The organism is Actinomyces sp. HMT897 (genome assembly GCF_016626125.1).
GTDB lineage: Bacteria > Actinomycetota > Actinomycetes > Actinomycetales > Actinomycetaceae > Actinomyces.
Genome location: NZ_CP067336.1, coordinates 313,007 through 336,084, shown reverse-complemented (window position 1 = coordinate 336,084; position 23,078 = coordinate 313,007). Strand labels below are relative to the sequence as shown.

The following is a 23,078-nucleotide window of genomic DNA, read 5'->3' as shown; positions in this document are numbered from 1 at the left end:
CGCATCACATCTCTCACAACCAGAAAGGCGGCAGCAATGCCTACCTACGAAGAGCGCCTCGCCTCCATGAAGGCCCAGCGCGAGGAGAACGGCGGGGTCAAGGGCCTGTACCACGCCAATATCAACGTGCTCGAGCGCGCCACCCTGGAGGACGCCATGGAGCATCCGGAGAACTACCCCAACCTCACCGTCCGTGTCTCGGGCTACGCCGTCAACTTTGTCAAGCTCACCCGTGAGCAGCAGCTCGACGTGCTCCACCGCACCTTCCACGCCGCGGCCTGAGCCGCGGTCGGGGCGAGGACTCAGATGACTGAGACCATCACCCCCGTGACGGGCGGCCGGGACCAGGACTTCCTGGCCCCGGCCGCCCGCCTTCGCGGGGCGGGGATCGGCGGGCTGGAGGAGCTGACGGACCTGGAGCGCTCGGATCGCCTGGCCCGTATGCGGGCCGGTACCCTGGGCTCGGTGCACTCCTGGGAGCTCGTCACGGCGGTGGACGGCCCGGGCACGCGCATGACGGTCTTCCTCAACGGGTGCCCGCTGCGCTGCCTGTACTGCCACAACCCCGACACCTTCCTCATGAAGGACGGGGAGCCGGTGGAGGCCGACGAGCTGCTGCGGCGCATGCGCCGCTACCGGGGGGTCTTCCGCGCCTCCAAGGGCGGTATCACGCTCTCGGGCGGGGAGGTCCTCATGCAGCCGGCCTTTGCCGCGCGCCTGCTGGAGGGGGCCAAGAAGATGGGGATCCACACCTGTCTGGACACCTCCGGCTTCCTGGGCGCCAACGCCACCGACGCCATGCTCGACAACGTCGACCTGGTGCTGCTCGACGTCAAGAGCGGGGACGAGGAGACCTACAAGAAGGTCACCGGACGGTCCCTGGCGCCCACCATCGCCTTCGGCGACCGCCTGGCTGCCAAGGGTATTGAGATCTGGGCGCGCTTCGTCCTGGTCCCGGGCCTGACCGACGACCCGGCCAACGTGGAGAACGTCGCCCGCATTATCGAGCGCTGGCGCCCCGTGGTCAGCCGGGTGGAGGTCCTGCCCTTCCACCAGATGGGCACCGACAAGTGGGACACCCTGGGCCTGGACTACAAGCTGCGTGACACCCGCCCCCCCGAGCCCGAGCTCGTGGAGTCCACCCGTGCCATCTTCCGCTCCCACGGCTTCACCGTCCACTGAGCCGGTGGCCGGGGCGGCTCCTTAAGGCCGGTCACGCCGCGCCGCCGCGCCCCGGGCGGCAGCGGCGCCCTGAGCGCCTAGCGCCAGTGCGCCGCCTGGTGGCGGGGCCGCGATGACACGGCCCCTTGACCGGCGTGTCGCTGGGCCGCTGGGCCGCTAGACGACCCGGCGCAGGGTGCGGGCCAGGGTGGGGCCGACCTGCTCGACCTGCCAGGGGCGCGCGTCCATGGCGGCCAGGCGCTTCTTGACGGCCCCGGCCCGTACGTCCACGTCCTCCCCGGCGGCGACGGCCTCACCCAGGTCCCAGGCCAGGCGCCGCTGGGTGTCGGGCGCCAGGAGCAGCTCCTGGGGCACCCGCAGCTCCTCGGCACGACGGCGTACCGCGGCCCGTACCGGGTCCAGGAGGCGGGCGGCGTCGGTGTGGTGGCGCGCCCAGGAACGCGGGCTGGTCAGCTCCCCGGGCGCCAGGGGCCCGCGCAGGGGGGGCAGCTCCTCCTCCGGCAGGGCCAGGGCCCGGTCAAGCGCCTGCCACCAGGTCTCCATGTGCAGGCGTGCTTGGCGGGAGGAGAAGTCGTGCAGGGTCATGAGCTTGCGCCGCGAGGTCGGGCGCATAATCGCGGCGGTGACCAGGGCCCGGTGGGGCAGCACCTTGGAGGGGGTGATGTCCAGGTCGGCGGCGAGAGCCTCGCGGGCGGTCCACATCTCCCGCAGGACGGCCAGGGACCGACGGTTGCGCAGCGCCCGCCCGGCCTTGGGCGTCTTGCGCCAGGGGTCGACCTTGGCTGAGCGCGCGGGACGGGTCCGCTCGTACTCGAACTCCTGGGCGGCCCAGGCCGCCTTGCCCTGGGAGTCGAGCTCCTGGGCCAGGGCCTGGCGCAAGGGGATGAGGAGCTCGACGTCCAGGGCGGCGTAGACCAGCCAGGACTCCGGCAGGGGCCGGATCGACCAGTCCGCGGCGGCGTGGTCCTTGGCCAGGCGCAGCCCCAGGGTCTCCTCGACCACCGCCCCCAGGCCGACGTGCTCACGACCCAGCAGGCGGGCGGCGAGCTCGGTGTCGAACAGGCGGCGCGGAGCCAGGCCGCGTTCGGCCAGGCAGGGCAGGTCCTGGTCCGCGGCGTGGAGGATCCACTCAGGCTCCTCCAGGACCTTGGCCAGGGGGTGCAGGTCCCCGGCGCCGAGAGGATCCACCAGGACCGTCCCGGTGCCCTCACGGCGCAGCTGGATGAGGTAGGCGTCCTGGCCGTAGCGGAAGCCCGAGGCCCGCTCGGCGTCCACGGCCACCGGACCGTGGCCAGCGGCCAGGTCCTGGCAGGCAGCGCGCAGCGCCGTGGGGGAGTCCGTGACCGGTGGCAGGTCCTCGGCGGGCCTGAGGTAGGGGCGGGTGCGCTCGACGGGGATGGGGTGGGCTGTCGTCCCGGGGACCGGTGCGGGCGCCGGGACAGGGCTCACCGCAGGACCCCCATGAGGTCGGTGACCGGGGCGAGGAAGGAGGTGGACGTCGTCGTCTCGAGCGGTGCCAGGGTCAGGGGCTGGGCGAGCTGGGGCTCGTGCCCGCTGGCCAGGTGGATGAGCTCGTACCAGGCCTGCAGGTGGGGGGCCAGGTCGGGGGTGCGCGGGGACCAGGAGGCGCGCACCTCGATGTGCGTACAGGCGTCGGACAGGGACAGCCCCCCGAAGGTCTCCGACAGCGCCCGGGTGACGGTGCCCACCAGCGAGTGGTAGCCCGCGCCGGTGTCGTCCAGGGAGTCGGTCAGCCAGGACCAGGCGACCGCCCCCAGGAAGGGGTCCGTGCCGCTCTCGTCGTCGATCTGGGCGCGCACCTCCACCACGAGCCGGAAGTCCCCGTCCCAGGCGGGCTGGCCGTCGGGGTCGTGCAGCACCACGAGCCGACCGGAGGCCAGGGGGACGGAGGGCGTGGTCTCCACCGTGCTCGCGCTCAGCGCCGCCGCCCAGGGGGCCAGCCGGGGGGCCGGCACCTCCTCAAGGACCAGGCCACGGGGCCGCGGGGCGTTGCGCAGGCTGAGGAGGGCCACCTCAAAACGCTCGGGGATGCTCTCTGAGCCCCGGTTATCCGCTGTGCTTGTCACGCCTCCACCGTACTGAGCACGGGGCCCGCGGCGGGGTTCCCACGCCGGGGAAGGGTGTGGTACGCAGCGCCCTGGTCGCCGCTGGCCCTGCGGGGGCCGGCGAGCAGGGTCGCTGGCCGGGGCGGGACCGGCGGGGCTGGCCGGGGCTGGCGGGTTGGCGTTTAGCGGGTGGCGACCAGGGTCTGGCCGGGTGCCAGGGTCCCTGGCGCCCCCTGGGCGACGGGCAGCCAGGACAGGAGGACCTGGCGGGCGGCGGGGGCGGGGCGGGTGGCACCCGAGAGGTTGGCCACCACCACCACGTCCTCGTAGGTGACCGTGATCACGTCCAGGGCGTCCTCTACCCAGGGCCACTGCCGACGCCGCCCCCAGCCCAGGTGGCGGCGCAGGGCCACCAGGCTGCGGTACCAGGCCAGGACGCGGGCGTGGTCCTTCTGGGTGAGCTCGTCCCAGTCCAGGTGGGAGCGGGCGAAGGTCCCCGGGTCCTGCGGGTCGGGGATCTCGCCCGCGCCCCAGCCGAAGCCCGCGAACTCCTCACGGCGTCCCCGGCTCACCGTGGCGGCCAGGTGCGGGTCGGTGTGGTCGGTGAAGAACTGGAAGGGCCGGCGGGTGCCCCACTCCTCGCCCATAAAGAGCATGGGCGTGTAGGGGGACAGCAGCACCAGGGCCGCGCTGGCGGCCAGCGCGTCGTCATCCAGGCTCGCGCTGGGACGGTCCCCGGTGGCGCGGTTGCCCACCTGGTCGTGGTCGAAGCCGAAGACGACGAAGCGGCGCGGGTCGGTGCCCGGGGGTACCGGCGCGCCCCAGGTCCGGCCCCGGAAGGTGGAGAGGATCCCGTCGTGGAGGAAGACCCGACCGTAGGCCTTGGTGAAGGCCCCCGGGGCGGCGAAGTCCTCGTAGTAGCCCTGCCTCTCCCCGGTCAGGCGCATGTGCAGGGCGTGGTGGACGTCGTCGGCCCACTGGGCGTCCATCCCCAGGCTCGGCACAGCGGCCGGGGCGGGGGCGTCGGTGGGGGTGATGACGCCGACGTCGTTGAGGTCGGACTCGGCCACCAGCCCCAGGGGCCGCCCCAGCTCGGCGCCCAGGGCGTGGACGGCGTCGGCCATCTCGGCCAGCACGTGGTGGGGGGGAGTCGTCGTGGATGGCGTGGATGGCGTCCAGGCGCAGGGCGTCGACGTGGAAGTCCCGCAGCCAGCGCAGCGCGGAGTCAATGACGAAGGCCCGCACCTGGTCGCTGCCGGCCTGGTCGTAGTTGACGGCCTGGCCCCAGGGGGTGCGGTGGGCGTCGGTGAAGTAGGGGCCGAAGGCCCCCAGGTGGTTCCCGGCGGGTCCCAGGTGGTTGTAGACCACGTCCAGGCACACCCCGAGCCCGTGGGCGTGGGCGGCGTCCACCAGGCGGGCCAGCGCCTGCGGGCCGCCGTAGGCCTCGTGGACGGCCCACAGGTCCACCCCGTCGTAGCCCCAGCCAGCTCGGCCGGGGAAGCCCGCCAGGGGCATGAGCTCGACCATGTCCACCCCCAGCTCGGCCAGGTAGGGCAGGCGCTCGATGACGCCGTCGAGCGTGCCGGCGGGAGTGAAGGTGCCCACGTGGAGCTCGTAGACGACGCTTCCCACCAGCTCCCGGCCCGCCCAGCCGGAGTCGGTCCACAGGGTCCTGTCCCAGGCGGTGGTGTCGACCACCTGGGAGGGGCCGTCCACGCCCTCGGGCTGGAGGGCGCTGCGCGGGTCGGGCAGGGCCGGGCCGTGGTCGGGGCGCAGCAGGTAGCGGGTCCCGTCATCCAGGTCGTAGGGGGCCACCCACCAGCCCGGGTGCGTGGGCGAGGCGAGCATGTCCACCTCCTGGGTGGTCTCCTGCCCGACCACCACCAGCCCCACCCGGCTGGCCGACGGCGCCCAGACGGGCACGCGGGGCCCCACCGGGAGCGCCGGGCTGGGGGCGGGGCCATCGCTCCCCCCCCCGGCGCGGCGCCACCCGGCGCGGCGCTGGCGGCACCCGGCGTGTCCCGGGCGGTCACGACCGCCCCTTTGGACGGTCCCCGGGGCGCTCACGCACCAGGACGGCGACGGCGGCGTCCCCCACCACCGTGGCCAGCGGCTGGGACCCGCCCGCCACACGGGTGGTGCCCAGGACGCTGGACCAGGTCCCCTCGGGCAGGACCACGGTGGCGTCGCGCCAGCCGCCCAGCCGCTCCAGGCGTCGGGGCAGCCGGGTGACAATGACCACCACCTCCGCCTGGCCGTCCACGGTCCGGGCGAAGGAGAAGGCGTGTGCCGTGGTGGAGGGCACCACCTGGTAGCCCGATCGGGGCCCCACGAAGGCCTCGGGACGCTCCCGGCGCAGGCGCGCCAGGCGGGCGGTGAGCCGCAGCTTGGCCTCGTCCAGGTCCTCCGGGGCGGCCCCGGAGTCCAGGCGCGCCAGGCGCTCGGCGAGCACCGTGTGGTCCACGGCCCGGCGGTTGTCGGGGTCCACCAGGCTGGTGCGGGTCACCTCGCTGCCCTGGTAGATGTCAGTGACCCCCAGCCAGGTCAGGGCCAGGGCCTTGGAGGCCAGGACGGTGGTGCGCACCGCGCGGGCGGTCAGGGAGGCGAAGGCGTCCATCTGCCTGGCGACCTCGGGGTCGGTCAGCAGGTGGGTCGCGTAGGCGCTCAGGGCCTCCTCCCGGGCACTGGCCGGCTCCGCCCACGTGGTCCAGATCTTCTGCTCCCGGGCGGCCTTGACCAGGTAGGCGCTCAGGCGCCGGGGGGTCATGGGGTCCGCGGAGGCGGGCGCCCAGGTGCCCCACAGGGTCTGCCACAGCAGGTTCTCGGTGCGCCCGTCCAGGTCCACGGGACGCTGCGCGGCCGTCAGGGCCCGCAGGCGGTGGACCAGGTCGCTCCACTCGGTGGGGTAGGAGGCCAGCACGTTCAGGCGCGCGCGCACGTCCTCCCCCCGCTTGGTGTCATGCGTGGTGGAGGTCACCATGGTGTCGGGCCAGGAGACCTGGGTGCGGCGGGCCCAGGCGTGGGCGTCGTCGGGCGGCAGGGAGAAGCCAGCCGGGTTGCCGCCCACCTCGGTCAGGCTGGTCAGGTGCGTCCAGCGGTAGAAGGCGGTGTCCTCCACACCCTTGGCGGTCACGGCGCCGCAGACCTGCTGGAAGCGCACCACCGCCTCGGCCCGCCTCGGGGAGTCGGCCAGCCCCTCGGATCCCACCGGCTCACCCAGGAAGAGGGCCACCACCAGGTCGAGGGTCTCGCCCTGGTCCGCGTCCAGGGCCCGGCGGGCCGCCTCGGCGTCGGCCCGCAGGTGGGCAGCCGCCTCGGGGGAGGGGGGCGTGCCCGGGACCACGTAGGCGCGGTAGCGGTCGGCGGCCACGAGGAGCTCGACGACGCAGTCGCGCAGGTCGCGCAGGGTGTGGTCGCGCAGGCGCACGTCGGCCTGCGTGAGCTGGCCCAGGATGCGGGCCAGGCAGTCCACCTCGGCCGACAGGGAGCCGTCAATGACCTCCCGCTTGGCCTGCTCCACCACCCGGGGGTAGTCCGCGGGGGCGTCCCCGGCGACCTCCTGCATGAGGGCACCGAGCTGGGCGGCCCCCGCCGGGTCCACCTGGAGCTGGTCGATCCTCCAGGCGGCGTCGTAGCCGGTGGTCCCCGCCACGGGCCAGTCGTCGGGCAGGGACTCGTCGGGGGCGAGGATCTTCTCGGCGACCACCCAGGCGCCGTCGGTGGCCTGGCTCAGGTGCGTCAGGTAGCCGCGGGGGTCGGCCAGGCCGTCGGGGTGGTCCACGCGCAGGGCGTCCACCACGCCCTCCTGCACCAGGATCCTGATGAGCCCGTGCGTGCCGGCGAAGACCTCCGGGTGCTCCACCCGTATCGCGGCCAGGGTGCCCACGTCGAAGAAGCGCCGGTAGTTGGTCTCCTTGTCACCGACCTTCCAGTAGGCCAGGCGGTAGTGCTGGCGGTCCACCAGGACGTGCAGGGGCAGGGACTCCGTGCCCGGGGCCACGGGGAAGGCGTGGTCGTGGTAGCGCAGGACCCACTGCTTACCGCGCCCGGGCTCGGTGGGCACCACCATCCTGGTCAGGGTGAGCTCCTCGTCGGCCAGGACCGAGCCGATGCGCCTGGCCAGGACCGGCATGAGGACGGGCTCGTTGCGCGGGACGTCGAACCAGTCGGCGTAGGGGGAGTCGGGCCCGTCACGCAGGAAGGACCACAGGGGCAGGTTGAACCAGCCGGGCGTGGGCACCGCCATGTGGTTGGGGACAATATCCACCACCACGCCCATGCCGGCCTCGTGGGCGGCCTCGGCCAGGTCCTGGAGCCCCTCGAAACCGCCCATGACGGGGCTGATGCGCCGGTGGTCCACGACGTCGTAGCCGTGCGTGGAGCCCGGCGCCGCGGCCAGGACGGGGGAGAGGTACAGGTCGGTGACCCCCAGGTCGCCCAGGTAGGGGATGAGGTCACGGGCCTGGGCGAAGGTGAGGTCCCCTCCCAGCTGGAGGCGGTAGGTGGTCACCGGCGTACGGTGCCCCTCCCGGGGGACGTGCCCCGACCAGGGGGCGTACCCCCCCAGGGCCTGGGACTGGCGGGCCCTCCCCGGGGCGCTCACTGCTCCTCCTGGCTGTGCAGGAACAGCAGGGAGCGGCCCTCCACCACCACCGTGTCCCCGCTCCGGAGGACCTGGCGGCGGTCGGCCTCACAGGGCGCGGTGTCCAGCGCCACCACCCAGGAGGAGGGCATGGAGGCGGAGGGGATGGTGAACTCGATGTCCTCGGCGGCGGCGTTGATCAGCACCAGGAAGGAGTCGTCCACAATGCGCTCCCCGCGCGGGCCGGGCTCGGCGATGGCGTCACCGTTGAGGAAGACCGTCATGGCGCGGGCGTACCACATGGTCCAGTCCTCCTCGATCATGCGCTCGCCGGTGGGACGCAGCCACTCGATCTCGCCCAGGTCGGACTCCCCGCCGTGGCCGGCCTCGCCGCTGAAGAAGCGCCGCCGTCGCAGCACCGGGTGGTCGCGGCGCAGCCGGATCATGGTGCGGGTGAAGTCCAGGAGCTCCTGCTGCCACTCCTCCAGGTCCCAGTGGACCCAGGAGATCTCGTTGTCCTGGCAGTAGACGTTGTTGTTGCCGCCCTGGGTGCGCCCCAACTCGTCACCGTGGGCGATCATGGGCACGCCCTGGCTGAACAGGATCGTGGCCAGGAAGTTGCGGATCTGGCGGTGGCGCAGGGTCAGGACGTCGGGGTCCTCGGTGGGGCCCTCCGCCCCGCAGTTCCAGGAGCGGTTGTTGGACTCCCCGTCCGCGCCGCCCTCCTTGTTGGCCTCGTTGTGCTTGTTGTCGTAGGACACCAGGTCGGCCATGGTGAAGCCGTCGTGGGCGGTGACGAAGTTGATGCTGGCCACCGGGGTACGGCCCGAGTACTGGTAGAGGTCGGAGGAGCCGGTGATACGGGAGGCGAACTCGCCGAGCGTCGAGGGCTCGCCGCGCCAGAAGTCCCGCACGGTGTCGCGGTACTTGCCGTTCCACTCGCTCCACAGGGCGGGGAAGCCGCCCACGTTGTAGCCGCCGTCGCCCACGTCCCAGGGCTCGGCAATGAGCTTGAGACGGCTGAGGACGGGGTCCTGGTGGATAATGTCGAAGAAGGCGCTGAGCTTGTCCACCTCGTGGAACTGGCGGGCCAGGGTGGAGGCCAGGTCGAAGCGGAAGCCGTCCACGTGCATCTCCGTGGCCCAGTAGCGCAGGGAGTCCATAATGAGCTGGAGGACCGCCGGGGAGCGCATGAGCAGGGAGTTGCCCGTGCCCGTGGTGTCGAAGTAGTGGGCCTGGTCCCCGTCCACGAGCCGGTAGTAGGAGGCGTTGTCAATGCCGCGGAAGGACAGGGTGGGGCCCATGTGGTTGCCCTCGGCGGTGTGGTTGTAGACCACGTCGAGGATGACCTCGATGCCCGCCTCGTGGAAGGCCTTGACCATGGACTTGAACTCCTGGACCTGCTGACCGTCCTGCCCGTAGGCGGCGTAGCGGTTCTGGGGGGCGAAGTAGCCGATGGTGTTGTATCCCCAGTAGTTGGACAGGTCCTTGTCCTGCAGGTAGGCGTCGTTGACGAACTGGTGGACCGGCATGAGCTCGATGGCGGTGACGCCCAGGTCGGTCAGGTGCTGGATGACGGCGGGGTGGACCAGTCCCGCGTAGGTCCCCCGCAGCTCGGCGGGGACCTGGGGGTGGAGCATGGTCAGCCCCCGCACGTGGGCCTCGTAGATGACCGTCTCGTGGTAGGGGTGGCGCGGCGGCCGGTCGTGGCCCCAGTCGAAGAAGGGGCTGATGACCACGCTGCGGGGCATGTAGGGGGCGGAGTCCTCGGTGTTACGGGTCCCGGGGTTGAGCACGTCGTAGGAGTACAGGGCGGGGGAGGGCTCCACCTGCCCGGAGATGGCCTTGGCGTAGGGGTCCAGGAGGAGCTTGGAGGGGTCGCAGCGGTGGCCGTGGTTGGGGTCGTAGGGGCCGGTGACCCGGTAGCCGTAGTGCTGCCCGGGGTGGACCGTGGGTAGGTAGGCGTGCCACACGTCCCCGTCCACCTCGGTCAGGGGGACGCGGGTCTCGGTGCCGTCCTCGTCGAAGAGGCACAGGTCCACGCCGGTGGCGACGGCGGAGTAGAGGGCGAAGTTCGTGCCCGCGCCGTCGTAGGTGGCCCCCAGGGGGTAGGAGTGCCCCGGCCAGGTCTGGGGGCGGGCCGGCTCGGGGGCGGGCGCCGGCTCGGTGACCTCCACGACGGCCTCGGGTGCCGGCTCAGGCTCCTCGGGCGCTGGCTCAGACTTTGAGGGTTCTGTGGGCTCCTCGGGCTCCGAGGGCTCTGCGGGGGCCGGCTCAGGCTCCGTAGGCGCTGGCTCGGGTTCTGTGGGCTCCGAGGGCTCTGCGGGTGCCGGCTCGGGGGCGGGGACCTGGGGGGTCGTGGACTGGGAGGATTCAGCCGTGGGCGCACAGGGCGGCTCGGGGGACGCCTGCTCGGTCTGCGCCGCCTGCTCGGCGGTCTCGGTCTCGCCCTCGGGCTCGGGGGCGTCCGGGGAGCTGGCCGCTGGCTCGGGCTCTGCCGGCTCGGGCTCTGCGGGCACCTGCTCGGTCGGCTCGGCCTGGGCGGTCTCGGGCTCGGGGGCGGGCCCTGTCTTGGGTGCCGGCTCGGGGACGGCCTGGGGATCCTGGGTCGGTGCGGCCTCGTCCTCAGGGGCCGGAGCCGGTTCGGGGGCGGGCTGCGCGGCGGGGGACTCGGGCGCCGTGGGCGCCTGTGCGGGGGGTGCGGGTACTGGCGCCGGCGGCTTGGTGGTGGGGTCCGTGCTCGACGCTGCTGACTGGGAGGTCTCCATGCTCCAACTGTGCCATGACACACGGTCAACTTCCCGGAAAGACATGTGTATGAGCCAGGTCATAGTGTGGTTGTTTGCGGCTCGGGCGGGCGCTCTGCTACCTTTCTTCCCGCGCCGTCCTGGCAGCAGGGCTGCGTGGTAACGCGGATGTGGCTCAGTTGGTAGAGCATCACCTTGCCAAGGTGAGGGTCGCGGGTTCGAGTCCCGTCATCCGCTCGGGCGATTGGCGCAGCGGTAGCGCGCTTCCCTGACACGGAAGAGGTCACTGGTTCGATCCCAGTATCGCCCACCACCGGCCCCCGGACCTTCCTGCTCCCGCTGCGCTGCTAGCTCCAGTACGCCGTCTCGGCGGGCGCCGTGGCCGCCACGCCCTGACCGCGTGCCGGTGGCAGGGCCGGGGCACGCCGCTGCTGCCACCTGACCACACCCTCCAGCACCAGCACCATGGCGAAGGTCCAGGCCAGGCCCAGGGACCACCCCGCCAGGACGTCGGTCATCCAGTGGTAGCCCAGGTAGACGCGGGACAGCCCCACCCCGGCCGCCACGAGGAGGGCGGTACCCAGGGCCACGGACTTGTACGCCTGGCAGGCCCCGGAGACCAGGACGAAGCCGGCCAGGACGCCCAGGAAGACCGTGGAGTTCAGTGAGTGCCCCGAGGGGAAGGAGAAGCTGGAGGCCGGCTTGCCCAGGAGCAGGGTGGTGCTGGGACGGCCGCGCTCCCAGGCGTCCTTGACCAGCACCGTGAGCGTGGAGGAGCCGATCATGGCCACCAGGAGCACCCCCGCGTGCTGCCGGTAGCCCCGCCAGGCCAGCAGGAGGGCCGTCAGGACCGTCAGGGCCGTCAGCCCCGGGGTGCTCGCCATGGTCGACAGGAAGGTGGCCACCGCGCTGACGGGGCGGGTGCGGGCGTGGACCGCCCAGCCGGTCACGGTCGGATCCAGGTTCGTCAGGCCCGTGCCCGTGACCACCCCCAGCGCCAGGACGCAGAAGACGATGACGGCCAGCGCCGCCCCGGTCAGCAGCGGCGCCCTGCCGGGCAGGGCGCCGGCGTGGTGGGCCAGCGTGTGGTGGCACCTGGGTGACGCCCGGTGCTGCCAGGCCTCGTCAGGAACGGCGTCCTGAGGGGCGTGGACCGAGCCGGTAGGCGTCGTCGGGGCTGTCATGCCCGGCAGGCTAGGCGGTGAACCTCTCCCGCGCCTCCTCAGAGCCTGAGAGCTGTCTGTGAGCCTGGTGGACCGGGCCCCTCCCGGCCGGTCCCCTCCCGGTGGCGGGGTCATCCTCTGTCGGCCACGTAGGCGGGCAGCTCGCCCACGACCGGGGTGTCGCGCACGTGGAGCTCGGAGTAGACCGACCACAGCACGCTCACCAGCGGAACCGCCACGATCGCGCCCAGCAGCCCGGCCGAGAAGGTGCCCAGGGCCACCGCGACAATGACGACCACGGGGTGTATGGAGACCTGCTTGCCCATAATGAGGGGCTGGAGGATGTGGCCCTCGATCTGCCCGATCGCCGCCACGCCCACGCCCACCACGATCATGGTGACCACACCCTTGGAGGCCAGGGCCACGATCATGGCGATGACCATGGCGCCGGGGGCGCCGATAATGGGGATGAACGCGCCGATAAAGACCAGCACGGCCAGGGGGGCGGCCAGGGGGATGCCCACGACCTGGAGGAATACCCCCGCCATGACGGCGTCGGTGAGGGCCACGATGACCGTGCCGCGGGCGTAGCCGGCGAACGTGTACCACCCGGCGCCCGCGGCGCGGTGGACCCTCTGACGGTAGCGGGCGGGCAGCTCGTTGAGGAACCAGCGCCACATCTTGCCCCCGGAGGCCAGGAAGAAGATAGTCACGAACAGCGCCAGGGCCAGGACCGTGAACACCTCCACCAGGGTGCCGGCGTTGGAGAGCACCTCGCCGGCCAGCGTGGGGGCGTTCTGCGTGACGTAGTCCTGGCCCTTGGTCATGAGGTCGTCGATCTCGCGCATGATCTCGGCCTGGGTGATGTGGACCGGCAGGGGGCCGTGCTCCAGGAAGTCCATAATGGTGTGGATGCCGTCGGTGAAGCGGACGGCCAGCGTGCTCCACTGGTTCGTCACCGAGGTCACCACGTAGGTCACCAGTCCCGCGACCACGCCCAGGGCCGTCAGCAGCGCCAGGAAGGTCGCCGGGAAGCGGGGCATGACCCGGGCGAAGAGGTTCACCAGCGGCTGGAGGATCGAGGTGATGATCAGGGCCAGGAACATGCCGATGAAGACCGGGACGACCTTGCTGGTCAGGAAGAAGACCAGGGAGATAATGATCCCGATCCCCAGCAGCAGCCAGGACCCCAGGCCCCCGCGCACCAGCCAGGAGGGCAGGGAGTCCATGGTCGTCGAGCGGGTGCGCACCACCGCGGGCAGGGCCGGGGCCGCGGGGGGCGGCCCTACCTCGGCGGCGGGGACGGGGGCGCGGGTCCCGGTCTCCTCCAGGCTCAGGCCCACCTCGCGGGCGTGCAGACGGGCCTGCTCGTTGCGCTCGATGGTGGCGTCCAGGACGTTGTGCCCCCGACGCCACAGGCGGGCCAGGTCCCCCAGCAGGCCCCTGGCGCGCCGTCGCGGCGGGGCGGCGCCCGGCGCGCGGTCGGCCCCGTGGGGCTGGGTAGGGCCGGAGGTGGTGGGGGTGTCCGACGCCGGGTCGGGGGAGCTGGTCGGCTCAGGCATGCGTGGTCCTTGCGGGTGGGTCGGGGACGGTCAGAGGCTCAGACCGAGCAGGGTGGCGAGGTCGGCGGGGGAGGCGGCCAGCGCGGTGGCCCCGGCCAGCTCCTCGGCGTCCCCGTAGCCCCACAGGACGCCGATGCTGAGGATCCCCGCCTCACGGGCCCCCCGGACGTCGTGGCCGCGGTCACCCACGTGGACCACGTTCTGGCTGCGCACGCCGGCCAGGGCCAGGCGGGCCAGGGCGTCGCCGATGACCTCGGCCTTGCCGCCGTGCCTGTCGGCCGCGTCGGCCCCGGCGATGACGGTGAAGAAGGTGTCCAGGTCCCAGTGCCGGAGGATCTGCGCGGCCAGCACCTCGCGCTTGGATGTGGCCAGGGACACCGGGATCCCGGCCGTGGCCAGGGCCGCCAGCACCTCGGGCACGCCCGGGTACAGGGGCGCCTCGCACATGCGCTCGCGGTAGTGGCGCCGGTAGGTGGACACCGCCCCGGCGAGCTCCTGGCCGGTGAGCCCCGCGTTGGCCTGGAAGCCGTCCACCAGGGGCGGGCCGACGTAGGCCATGAGGTCCTCGCGGGAGGGGACCGGCAGGCCCAGCTCGCTCAGGGTGACCTCCAGGGCGTCCAGGATGACCGGGGCGGAGTCCGTGATCGTGCCGTCCAGGTCCAGGAGCACCGCGTCCGGCGGGCGGGGGATCGTGGTGGAGGGCTGTGGCATCGGAACCTCGCTGGTGGGCGGACAGGGCGCGGGCCAGGACACGGCCCACGCCCTTGAGAACGCCTCCCAGACTACTCGCGGCAGCTGGCGGCGACGCGCTAGGCTGGGCCCGTGAGTCTTCCCGCTCCGGGCCGCGCCGACGCCGCCCCGCACCTGCCCCGTTTCACCGCCCTGACCCCCGGCCGGGGCGGGCAGCCCCGTCTCCTGGTCGACGCCCCGGCCGGCCGGGCGGAGATCTACCTCCACGGCGCCCAGCTCACCAGCTGGGTCCCGCGTGCCGGCTCCGAGGTGCTCTTCACCTCCCGGCAGGCCGTGTACGACGGCGTGGCCAGCGTGCGCGGCGGCGTGCCCCTGTGCCTGCCCTGGTTCGGCCTCGGCCCCCGGGGCACGGACAGCCCCAAGCACGGCTGGGGGCGTCACGTCGACTGGGTCCTGCGCGAGGTCGAGCCCCACGGTGACGGCGTGGTCGCCCGCCTGGAGACCGAGCACGACGGCGTGGCCGCCCGCTACGAGGTCTGCGTGGGCGAGGCCCTCAGCCTGTCCCTGTCCCTGCGCGGCACGGGGGCCGAGCCCGTCGTGACCGAGATGGCGATCCACACCTACCTGCGTGTGGGGGACGTGACCGGGGTGGAGATCACGGGCCTGGAGGGGGCGCGCTACGAGGACGCCCTGGACGGGTTCGCCTGGCGCACCCAGGGCGACGGCCCGCTGACGGTCAACGGCCCGGTGGACCGGGTCTACCAGTGCCAGGGCCCGGTGGCGGTGAGCGACCCCGCGCTGGGGCGGCGCGTGGTCAGCCGGCCCCAGGGGGCGACCAACGTGGTGGTGTGGAACCCGTGGGCGGACCTGGCCCGCGACCTGGCGGACATGGCCGACGACGAGTTCGCCTCCATGGTCTGCGTGGAGACGGCCTCGGTACGCTCCCACGCGCGCACGCTGGCGCCCGGCGAGAGCTGGTCGGTGGGGGTGCGCTACACCGTCGAGCAGCTCTGACAATAGGTGTGACCTGTTGCACCCCGACATGATTTGGTCCCACCGCCGGAGGGCGTGCTAACTTTCTCTGCGTCCCCGCCGGGGGTCCCCGGCGGACGGCTTCATCATCAGGTCCGAGTGGCGGAATAGGTAGACGCGCTAGCTTGAGGTGCTAGTGCCTTATTAAACGGGCGTGGGGGTTCAAGTCCCCCCTCGGACACGGATCAGGGGTCCCGAGGCTTTGGCCTCGGGACCCCTGCGTGTACGCCGCCAGGGCCTCACTCCCTGGCGGCCCCGTCCCCTGGCGCCTTTGGCGCGGCGCTCTCGGAGCGGGTCCGCGTGGCGTCCCGGTGGCGTCGGGCCCTCCTGGCGGCGGCCGGGTACCTGAGGCTGCGCTGGGGGAGCTCCTTGTCGCCGTCGGTCAGGAAGATCCCGATCCAGGCCGAGCGGGGGTCGGCGTCAATGAGGACGGCCTTGGCGAACAGGGTCAGGGGCACGGCCAGGACCGAGCCCAGGCCGCCGATGACAATGGTCCACAGCATGAGCGACAGGAACGTCGTGGTGGTGTTCAGGCCCACGGCGTCGCCGGTGAACTTGGGCTGGATGAGGCTCTGGATGACGAAGTTGAGCACGGAGTAGGCCACCACCACCCACACCGCGGTCCAGGGCCCGGAGTTCACCAGGCCCAGGACCGCGGGCGGGATGACGCCGATGACGAAGCCCAGGTTGGGGATGTAGTTGGTGATGAAGGAGAACACCCCCCAGGTCACCGCCATGGGCACGTCCAGGAGCATGAGGACGGTCGTGTCGAACACGGCCACGATGAGCCCGAAGATCGTGGAGACCGCCCAGTAGGAGCGCACCGCGGCGCTGAAGCGCGACAGGGAGTCGTACAGCCCGGGCTTGACCTGGGCCAGGGCCGCGGCCCGCGAGCTAATGGTCATGGTGTCGATGGTCAGGAAGAAGATGGACAGGAACAGCACCAGGAGCATTGAGCCCGTGTTGCTGACCTGCTCCAGGACCGACTGGGCGAGCGAGGCCACCTTGGAGGCGTCCACCACCTTGGAGAGCTGCTCGATCAGGGTCTCCTGGCTGACACCCATCGCCTCCAGGTGCTTCACCCCCTGGTCCCACAGGGACTGGAACTTGGCGGAGGAGTCGGGCAGGGCGTCCACGAACTGGGCGATCGCCACCCCCATGGCCACGAACAGGCTCAGGATGAACACCACGATCAGGGTCATTGTGGCGGTGGCCGCCAGGAGCTTGGGCACCTGGTGGCGCACCATCCAGGTGTGCAGGGGACGCACGGTAATGACCAGGGTCAAGGCGAAGAACGCCGGACCCACCATCGACCTGGCGAAGTAGACGCCCACGGCGGTGATACTCAGCGCAGCCAGGGTCAGGGCCAGGATCTCGCCCTCGGTGCGGTGATGATGTCGTGATGAGGAGGAGACGCTGGTCGTCGGGGTAGTCATGGGGTGATCCTTGCACGGATGGTGCCTGCGGGCCCAGACGACCGGGATCCGCCCCGGCCTGGCGCAGGTCGGGCGCGTGCCGGGGCGGGGGCGGGCCCGCGCCCGGGTGAGGTGGTGTCCTGTTCGTTATCATACCTAGCGAGCCGCCGGGTATAGGCTCCGGCCCATGCAGCCCTTTGAGATCACGGTCCCTGCCGCGCCCCGGGCCCCGGAGCTCCTCCTGAGCGTCCCCACGCACGCCGACGTGGACAGGATCGCCGAGATCTGCCAGGACCCGGTGATCCAGCGGTGGACGACTGTGCCCTCTCCCTACACGAGGGACAGTGCGCTGGGCTTCGTGACCGACGTCGTCGAGCCGGGCTGGCAGGAGGGGCGTGAGCTCACCTGGGCGATCCGCGAGACGATAGGTACCGGGCCCGTCCTGGTCGGCATGATCGGCATTGTCGTCTCGCAGGCGGGCCGCAACGAGCTCGGGTACTGGGTCGCCCCACAGGCGCGAGGCCGGGGCGTGGCCAGCCGTGCGGCCCGCGCCGTCGTCGAGCTGGCCCTTGATCCTGACGGCCCCCTGGCACTGCCCTCGGTCGCGTGGGCGTGCCTCATTGACGACGGCGTGCCCAACTGGGCGTCGTGGCGCATCGCCTGGTCCCTGGGCTTCCTGCGCGAGGGACGCAGGCGCGCCGTCTACCGGCGTGGCGGGAAGGTCTTTGACGAGTGGACCGCCACCCTGCTGGCTGGTGAGCCCATGGAGCCGCGTGGGCCCTGGGACGGTCCGCGTCCGGCGTCGAAGGCACCGGTCGGGCGGGGCAACGGCTCGGCCCACACCGACGGTGACGCGACGCCACTGGTCGCCCACGACGGCGTCGGGCAGCGGGAGGGGGACGACCCCGAGGCCCTGGTACGCCGCTTCCACCACGTCTACGGCCTGCCCGTGCGCACCGACGGCCCCAGCCTGGAGCGTGAGAGCCTGCACATGCGCATGGATCTGGTCGCCGAGGAGTTCGCCGAGCTGGTCGGCGCCGTCTACGGGGCCAGGGCGCGTTCCGCCGTCGAGCAGAGTTGGCAGCAGGCCCGCCGGGCCGACGACGGTGCCCGGGACACGGTGGGAGCGGCCGACGCCCTGGCCGACCTGGTCTACGTCGTCTACGGCATGGCCCTGGAGACCGGTATCGACCTGGCCGCGGTCCTGGCCGAAGTGCAGCGCTCCAACATGTCCAAGCTCGGCGCCGACGGGCGTCCCGTCTACCGCCAGGACGGCAAGGTCCTCAAGGGGCCGGGCTACCTGCCGCCTGACGTCGCCGCCGTCCTGGCCCGCGGCGGCCTGGGTACCGCCACCGGCTGACGCCCGCCCCGCTCCCCGCCCGCTGACCTGCTCCCTGCCCGCCGGCTGGTCTCCGCCTGCCGGCCCGTACCCCGGGCGCCAGGCCGCGACCGCAGCGGGCGCGTAGCCGACGTCCACCCCGGCCCGTACCCCGGGCGCCGTGGCCCCCGGAGCCCGGCCCCGGACAGGCCGACCACTGGCTGCACGACCACGTTCTGTAGAGTTGCGGGCGTGTCCCAGACCCTCGTCAACCCCGCGCCTCCGCCTGCCCCGCAGGCCCCCGGGGCACGCCAGTGGGCCGCCCTGGCCGTCCTGACCCTGGCGGTCACCCTCCTGGCCATTGACTCCACCGTGCTGGCGCTGGCCATCCCCTCCCTGAGCGCCGACCTGGGCCCCACCGCCACCCAGCTGCTGTGGATCGGCGACGTCTACTCCTTCACCCTGGCCGGCCTGCTGGTGACCATGGGCAACCTCGCGGACCGCGTCGGGCGCCGGCGCCTCCTGCTCATTGGCACCACCGGCTTCGGGGTCTCCAGCGTCCTGGCCGCGCTCGCCCCCAGCGCCACGGCCCTCATTGCCGCCCGGGCCCTGCTCGGGATCAGCGGCGCGACGATCATGCCCTCCACCCTCTCCCTCATCCGCAACATCTTCCCCGGCCCCCGCCACCGCACCACCGCCATCGCCGTCTGGTCGGCGGGCAGCTCGGGCGGGACGGCCCTGGGTCCCCTGGTTGGGGGAGTGCTGCTGGAGCACTTCTGGTGGGGCAGCGTCTTCCTCATTAACGTGCCCGTCATGGCCGCCGTCGTGGTCACCGGCCTGTGGCTCCTGCCCGAGTCCCGCAACGACGACGGCGACCCGGTCGACGTGGTCTCCGCGGTGCTGTCCGTGGCCGCGATCGTCCCGGTGGTCTACGCCGTGAAGTCCTTCGCCCACGACGGTCCCACGCTCACCGCCGCGGTCGCCCTCGTGGCAGGGACCGTCGCGGGCAGGGCCTTCCTGCGCCGCCAGCGCCGGCTCACCACACCCCTGATCGACGTCGGGCTCTTCAGGCTCCCCGCCTTCACCTGGGCGGTGGTCGCCACCGTCATGGCGGTCTTCGCCCTGGCGGGACTGCTGTACTTCTTCTCCCAGTACCTCCAGCTGGTACGGGGCTACTCCACCCTCCAGGCCGGGCTCACCGAGCTGCCCACGTCCGTCTCCTCCATCGCGGTGGTGGCCGTGGTGGCCTGGCTGGTGCGGCGCCTCGGCCACGGGGGCGCCCTGGGCGGCGGGCTCGTGCTGTCGGCGGCCGGGCTGGTGGTCGTGGCCGTGGCGGAGTCCTGGGGCGGGATCGTCCTCATCTGCGTCGGACTGCTCATAATCGGCACGGGCGTGGGCCTGGCCTTCACGGTCTCCACCGGCGCGGTCCTGGGCTCCGTGCCCGCGAGCCGCGCCGGGGCGGCGTCGGCCATCTCCGAGACCGGGCTGGAGCTCGGGGTCGCCCTGGGGATCGCGGTCCTGGGGACGGTCCAGGACGTCGGCTACCGGCTTCTCCTCGGCGCCGTCCCAGGTGGTGTCCCCGGACCGGTCGCCGACGCGGCCCGTCAGTCACTGGCCACCCTGGCAGGAGCAGCGGACCCCTCTTACCCCGAGCAGGCGCAGCTGCTGGCCCAGGCGCGCACGGCCTTCACCCACGCCATGCAGGCCACCGCCCTCGTCGCCGCTGTCATCCTCCTGCTGGCAGGGTGCATGGCCGCCCGGCGCGTGCCGGCGGCCGGCGCCGAGACGGCCGGTCCGTCGGCCCGTACCCCGGGCGCCGCGGCGGGTCAGGACGCTGAGGCGGCCGGCCCCGCTGGCAGGAGGTAGGTCCTTCTGCTGCCCCGGTGGCGTCGCAGGTCCGCAGGCCCGCCCCGGTCCGGCCGTGGCACCATGGGCCCATGACTGAGACGAGCCCGCTGCCGGACGCCGCCACCCCACCCGTCCTGCCCGAGGGTAGCCCCTTCGCCGCCCCCTGGGACCTGGACCTGGGGCTGCCGGACTTCACCGGGGTGCGCCACGAGGACATCGCCCCCGCCGTGCACGCGGGCATGGCCGCCCAGCGCGCGCAGTGGGAGGCGGTGGCCGCCGACCCCGCCCGGCCCACCCTGGCCAACACCGTCGAGCCCCTGGAGCGTTCCGGGGACCTGCTGGAGCGGGCCCTGACGGTCCTGTACTGCCTGACCTCTGCCACGTACTGCCCGGACCTGGACGCCCTGGAGGAGGAGCTCGCCCCAGCCCTGGCCGCTCATGCCGACGCCTACCGGCTGGACCAGCGGATCTACGTGCGCTTCAAGGCGCTGGACGAGGCCGTGGCCGCTGCGCGGCAGGCGGGTACCACCCCCGTGGACGCCGACGCCGCCCCCATCGGCCCCCAGGCCGCCCGCCTGGTGCACCTGGCCGTGGAGGAGTTCGAGCGCGGCGGCATCGCCCTGACCGGGGCGGACGCCGACCGCCTGCGCGAGCTCAACGCCGGCATCAGCCAGCTCATGAGCCGCTTCTCGGTGCTCGCCACCAGGGCCATGCACGCGGCGGGAACCGCGAACTTCACAGCCACCCCGGCACTGGCCACCACCCGCCCCCACACCGCCCGCCTGGAGCTGCTGGCCCGTTCCACGAGCCGGGGCCTGGGCGGTGAGTACGACACCCGCGCCCTGGTCCTGGAGCTGGTCCGCCTACGTGCCCAGAGGGCCGCCCTGCTGGGCTTTGAGCACCACGCCGCCCTGGTGGCCGCCGGGTCCGCGGCCCGCACCACGCAGGCCGTGAGCGCCATGCTGGGACGCCTGGCCCCGCCGGCCATGGCCAACGCCCGCCGCGACGCCACCGTCCTGGCCGCGCGCATGGCCGCCGACCCGCTCACCCTGGCCGGGGAGGTCTTCGGCCCGGCCGACTGGCCCTTGTACGAGGCGGGGCTGCGCAGGGAGCAGTTCGGGGTGGACGACGCCACCCTGGCCCCCTACCTGGAGCTGTGGAACGTCGTCGAGAAGGGCGTCTTCTACGCCGCCAACCGTCTCTACGGCCTGACCTTCCACGAGAGGGCCGACCTGGCCGCCCACATGTACGACCCCAGCGTGCGGGTGCGGGTCTGGGAGGTGCGTGACGGTGCCGCGGCCGGCCCGGGGCAGGAGGCGCCGGTGCTGGGGCTGTTCGTCGGCGACTACTTCGCCCGTGAGGGCAAGTCCGGTGGCGCCTGGATGAACAGCCTGGTCAACCAGTCCCACCTGAGGGGGACCCGGCCAGTGGTCATCAACTGCGCCAACGTGCCGGTACCGCAGGAAGGCGGGCTGGCCCTCCTGACCTGGGACGAGGTCATTACCTGCTTCCACGAGTTCGGCCACGCCCTGCACGCCCTGCTGTCCGACACCTACTACCCCAGCGCCTCGGGGGCCAACGTGCCCAACGACGTGGTGGAGTTCCCCAGCCAGGTCAACGAGTCCTGGGCCCTGCACCCCCAGGTCCTGGCCAGCTACGCGGTGCACGTGGACACCGGTGAGCCCATGCCCGAGGAGCTCGCCACCCGCCTGCGCAGCCAGGGCAGCTTCGGACAGGGCTACGCCACCACCGAGTACCTGGGTGCGGCCCTCCTGGACCAGGCCTGGCACACCCTGGCCGCCGACCAGGTCCCCGACGACGTCGCCCAGGTGGAGGTCCTTGAGCGCCGGGCCCTGGAGGAGTCGGGCATCGAGGTGGACCTGGTGCCCCCGCGCTACCGCACCACCTACTTCTCCCACGTCTTCGCCGGGGGCTACGCCGCCGCCTACTACGCCTACATCTGGAGCGAGGTCATGGACGCCGACACCGTGGCCTGGTTCCGTGCCGACGGCCAGGGCGGGCGCGACGGCGACCTGGGCCTGAACCGGCAGGCCGGGGAGGCCTTCCGCCGTGAGTTCCTCTCCCGGGGCGACTCCCGGGACCCGCTGGTCTCCTACCGGGCCCTGACGGGACGCGACCCGGCTATTGAGCCGCTGCTGGCCCGCCGCGGCCTGGCCTGAGGCGCGGCGTCAGGGCCTGAGGCGTACCGGCTGCACCCCGGCACGACCATCCCGGGGCTGTACCGACCTCGGGGTGGTCGTGCCGGAGCAGTCCAGCCATGAGACCAGGGTGTCCTGCGTGCTGGAGCCGCCCAGGGGAGGCCTCCAGTGCGTAGGGTCCTGGGCTAAGCGCGAACAATGTTCTCAGCTGGTCCTGCGGGTCTCCTTGAAGGTGCCGGTCACGTCCTCGTCGAACTCCCAGGCGCACAGGTAGCGGTGGGTGTGGGAGGACTCCCAGGTCTCCCGGGTGGGGAAGACGGAGGAGACGCTGACGCCGTTCTTGTCGTAGTCCTTCATGGAGTACCCGGCGGCGGCCACCGTGCAGGTGTCCTGGGCGGTCTTGCTGGACGCGGTCTGGTCGTAGGTCCCGGACTCGTCCATCTCCCACGTCTTGAACACCTCCATGCGGTGAGGCTGGTCGCAGGGTACCTGGCTGGGGGAGGTCTCCGTGGTGGCCTCCGTCCAGCACGACCCCTCCTCGGCCTGGTAGAAGGCGTCAGGGTCCCCGCTCGCACCAGAGATGTCCAGCGTGGTCGGAGCGACGGGCATCGGGGGGCTGGTGGCGGTGGCCTGGTCGCCCCGGGTGGAGCACGAGGAGGTGCTGAGGCAGGCCGCGAGCACCAGGACCGGGACGAGCCGGAGGGCGACGCCTCCCGCGTCATTGCTGAGAAGGACGATCCTGGGTCGGGTGCTGGCGGTCGTCATGACAGGCTTTCTCTCAGGGGTTCACCCTTGGTGCTTGAAGGAGACAGAAGTCATTATAGGTGACATACGGAGACTCATCAAGAAATGAGGCTGTGCCAATAGGTATGTTTCGGTCTTGTTAAAACAGGGTGAATAGGTTGTGTCATATTGGTTAGGGAGAGATTATCGCCCTGTCAGGAACCATTGCCTGCTCCTGTTGGCCGGGGAAGGCGGGGGCGCTCCCGCAGGGCATCGCCCTTGGCGCCTTGGACCCAGGAGGCGGCCCCGCGGGTGTGCTGCCGTGCGGGTGCGTGGCTCTGCGGGTGTGCGGCCCGCTCCCTGGCGTCCGACGTCGACCACCACGGCCCGCAGCCGTGCGGCCCCGCAGTAGCGGGCACGGAGCGCCCAGCTGGCGGGTCGTCCGCGTGTCAGTAGTGAGACTAAGGTCCCATTCTGGTGGTGTCTGGTAGGGGTGCGGCGTCGGACTAGCCTGGGGCCAGGACCGTCCCCGGCCCGTCGCAGTGCTGGGCCCGTGGCCACCCTGAGTCAGATCCCCACCACCCGAGAGGA

The 23,078-nt window shown here is 72.5% G+C and carries 15 protein-coding genes, 3 tRNA genes and 1 pseudogene; 9 read left to right on the top strand and 10 right to left on the bottom strand.

From position 1 onward, the window contains the following. Window positions 1-36: 36 nt before the first annotated feature. Window positions 37-282: an autonomous glycyl radical cofactor GrcA2 gene (gene grcA2, locus JJJ15_RS01355; RefSeq protein ID WP_106109195.1), complete on the top strand. Its 246-nt coding sequence runs from the start codon at window positions 37-39 to the stop codon at window positions 280-282. Window positions 283-306: 24 nt separating this feature from the next. Continuing rightward, a complete protein-coding gene (pflA, locus tag JJJ15_RS01350) occupies window positions 307-1,182 on the top strand; it encodes a pyruvate formate-lyase-activating protein (RefSeq protein ID WP_200511184.1) in 876 nt (291 codons plus the stop codon). 156 nt (window positions 1,183-1,338) lie between these two features. On the opposite strand, the gene JJJ15_RS01345 is transcribed toward pflA, so the two are convergent. From JJJ15_RS01345 to glgX, 5 genes and pseudogenes are all read right to left on the bottom strand, one after another. Next, a complete protein-coding gene (locus JJJ15_RS01345; RefSeq protein WP_200511183.1) occupies window positions 1,339-2,631 on the bottom strand; it encodes an HRDC domain-containing protein in 1,293 nt (430 codons plus the stop codon). Next, window positions 2,628-3,269 (bottom strand): DUF3000 domain-containing protein, encoded by a 642-nt coding sequence (locus JJJ15_RS01340; protein ID WP_200511182.1) that lies wholly within the window; start codon window positions 3,267-3,269, stop codon window positions 2,628-2,630. The genes JJJ15_RS01345 and JJJ15_RS01340 overlap by 4 nt, the downstream gene beginning before the upstream one ends. Window positions 3,270-3,430: 161 nt before the next feature. Beyond that, window positions 3,431-5,171 (bottom strand): annotated as a pseudogene (gene treZ / locus JJJ15_RS01335) (malto-oligosyltrehalose trehalohydrolase). Window positions 5,172-5,277: 106 nt separating this feature from the next. After that, a complete protein-coding gene (gene treY, locus JJJ15_RS01330; RefSeq protein WP_200511181.1) occupies window positions 5,278-7,851 on the bottom strand; it encodes a malto-oligosyltrehalose synthase in 2,574 nt (857 codons plus the stop codon). Next, window positions 7,848-10,598, bottom strand: a complete 2,751-nt coding sequence (gene glgX, locus JJJ15_RS01325; RefSeq protein ID WP_348641483.1) for a glycogen debranching protein GlgX — start codon at window positions 10,596-10,598, stop codon at window positions 7,848-7,850. The genes treY and glgX overlap by 4 nt, the downstream gene beginning before the upstream one ends. Window positions 10,599-10,741: 143 nt before the next feature. Between glgX and JJJ15_RS01320 the strand changes: the two genes are divergently transcribed. Both JJJ15_RS01320 and JJJ15_RS01315 read left to right on the top strand, forming a co-directional pair. Then, a tRNA-Gly gene (locus tag JJJ15_RS01320) sits at window positions 10,742-10,814 on the top strand. 1 nt (window position 10,815) lies between these two features. After that, window positions 10,816-10,890, top strand: a tRNA-Val gene (locus tag JJJ15_RS01315). A 34-nt stretch (window positions 10,891-10,924) separates the two neighbouring features. Here the strand turns inward: JJJ15_RS01315 and JJJ15_RS01310 are convergent. The 3 genes from JJJ15_RS01310 to JJJ15_RS01300 form a co-directional block, all read right to left on the bottom strand. Then, complete coding sequence (locus tag JJJ15_RS01310; protein WP_200511180.1) at window positions 10,925-11,761, bottom strand: phosphatase PAP2 family protein; 837 nt, start codon at window positions 11,759-11,761, stop codon at window positions 10,925-10,927. 110 nt (window positions 11,762-11,871) lie between these two features. Further along, a complete protein-coding gene (locus tag JJJ15_RS01305; RefSeq protein WP_200511179.1) occupies window positions 11,872-13,302 on the bottom strand; it encodes an AI-2E family transporter in 1,431 nt (476 codons plus the stop codon). A gap of 30 nt (window positions 13,303-13,332) precedes the next feature. Continuing rightward, the gene (locus tag JJJ15_RS01300; protein ID WP_200511178.1) at window positions 13,333-14,013 is read right to left on the bottom strand and encodes an HAD hydrolase-like protein; all 681 of its coding nucleotides are present in this window, start codon (window positions 14,011-14,013) and stop codon (window positions 13,333-13,335) included. 111 nt (window positions 14,014-14,124) lie between these two features. Between JJJ15_RS01300 and JJJ15_RS01295 the strand changes: the two genes are divergently transcribed. Both JJJ15_RS01295 and JJJ15_RS01290 read left to right on the top strand, forming a co-directional pair. Further along, the gene (locus JJJ15_RS01295) at window positions 14,125-15,006 is read left to right on the top strand and encodes a D-hexose-6-phosphate mutarotase (RefSeq protein WP_200511177.1); all 882 of its coding nucleotides are present in this window, start codon (window positions 14,125-14,127) and stop codon (window positions 15,004-15,006) included. 111 nt (window positions 15,007-15,117) lie between these two features. Then, a tRNA-Leu gene (locus tag JJJ15_RS01290) sits at window positions 15,118-15,205 on the top strand. A 58-nt stretch (window positions 15,206-15,263) separates the two neighbouring features. On the opposite strand, the gene JJJ15_RS01285 is transcribed toward JJJ15_RS01290, so the two are convergent. Further along, a complete protein-coding gene (locus JJJ15_RS01285) occupies window positions 15,264-16,460 on the bottom strand; it encodes an AI-2E family transporter (RefSeq protein WP_200511176.1) in 1,197 nt (398 codons plus the stop codon). A 166-nt stretch (window positions 16,461-16,626) separates the two neighbouring features. On the opposite strand from JJJ15_RS01285, the gene JJJ15_RS01280 reads away from it, so the two are divergent. The 3 genes from JJJ15_RS01280 to JJJ15_RS01270 all read left to right on the top strand — a co-directional run bounded on the left by JJJ15_RS01280 (window position 16,627) and on the right by JJJ15_RS01270 (window position 21,785). Beyond that, window positions 16,627-17,799, top strand: a complete 1,173-nt coding sequence (locus tag JJJ15_RS01280) for a GNAT family N-acetyltransferase (RefSeq protein ID WP_200511175.1) — start codon at window positions 16,627-16,629, stop codon at window positions 17,797-17,799. A gap of 210 nt (window positions 17,800-18,009) precedes the next feature. After that, a complete protein-coding gene (locus tag JJJ15_RS01275; RefSeq protein ID WP_200511174.1) occupies window positions 18,010-19,623 on the top strand; it encodes an MFS transporter in 1,614 nt (537 codons plus the stop codon). A gap of 71 nt (window positions 19,624-19,694) precedes the next feature. Continuing rightward, window positions 19,695-21,785, top strand: a complete 2,091-nt coding sequence (locus JJJ15_RS01270) for a M3 family metallopeptidase (RefSeq protein ID WP_200511173.1) — start codon at window positions 19,695-19,697, stop codon at window positions 21,783-21,785. A gap of 183 nt (window positions 21,786-21,968) precedes the next feature. On the opposite strand, the gene JJJ15_RS01265 is transcribed toward JJJ15_RS01270, so the two are convergent. Next, a complete protein-coding gene (locus JJJ15_RS01265; RefSeq protein WP_200511172.1) occupies window positions 21,969-22,529 on the bottom strand; it encodes a septum formation family protein in 561 nt (186 codons plus the stop codon). Window positions 22,530-23,078 lie beyond the last annotated feature (549 nt).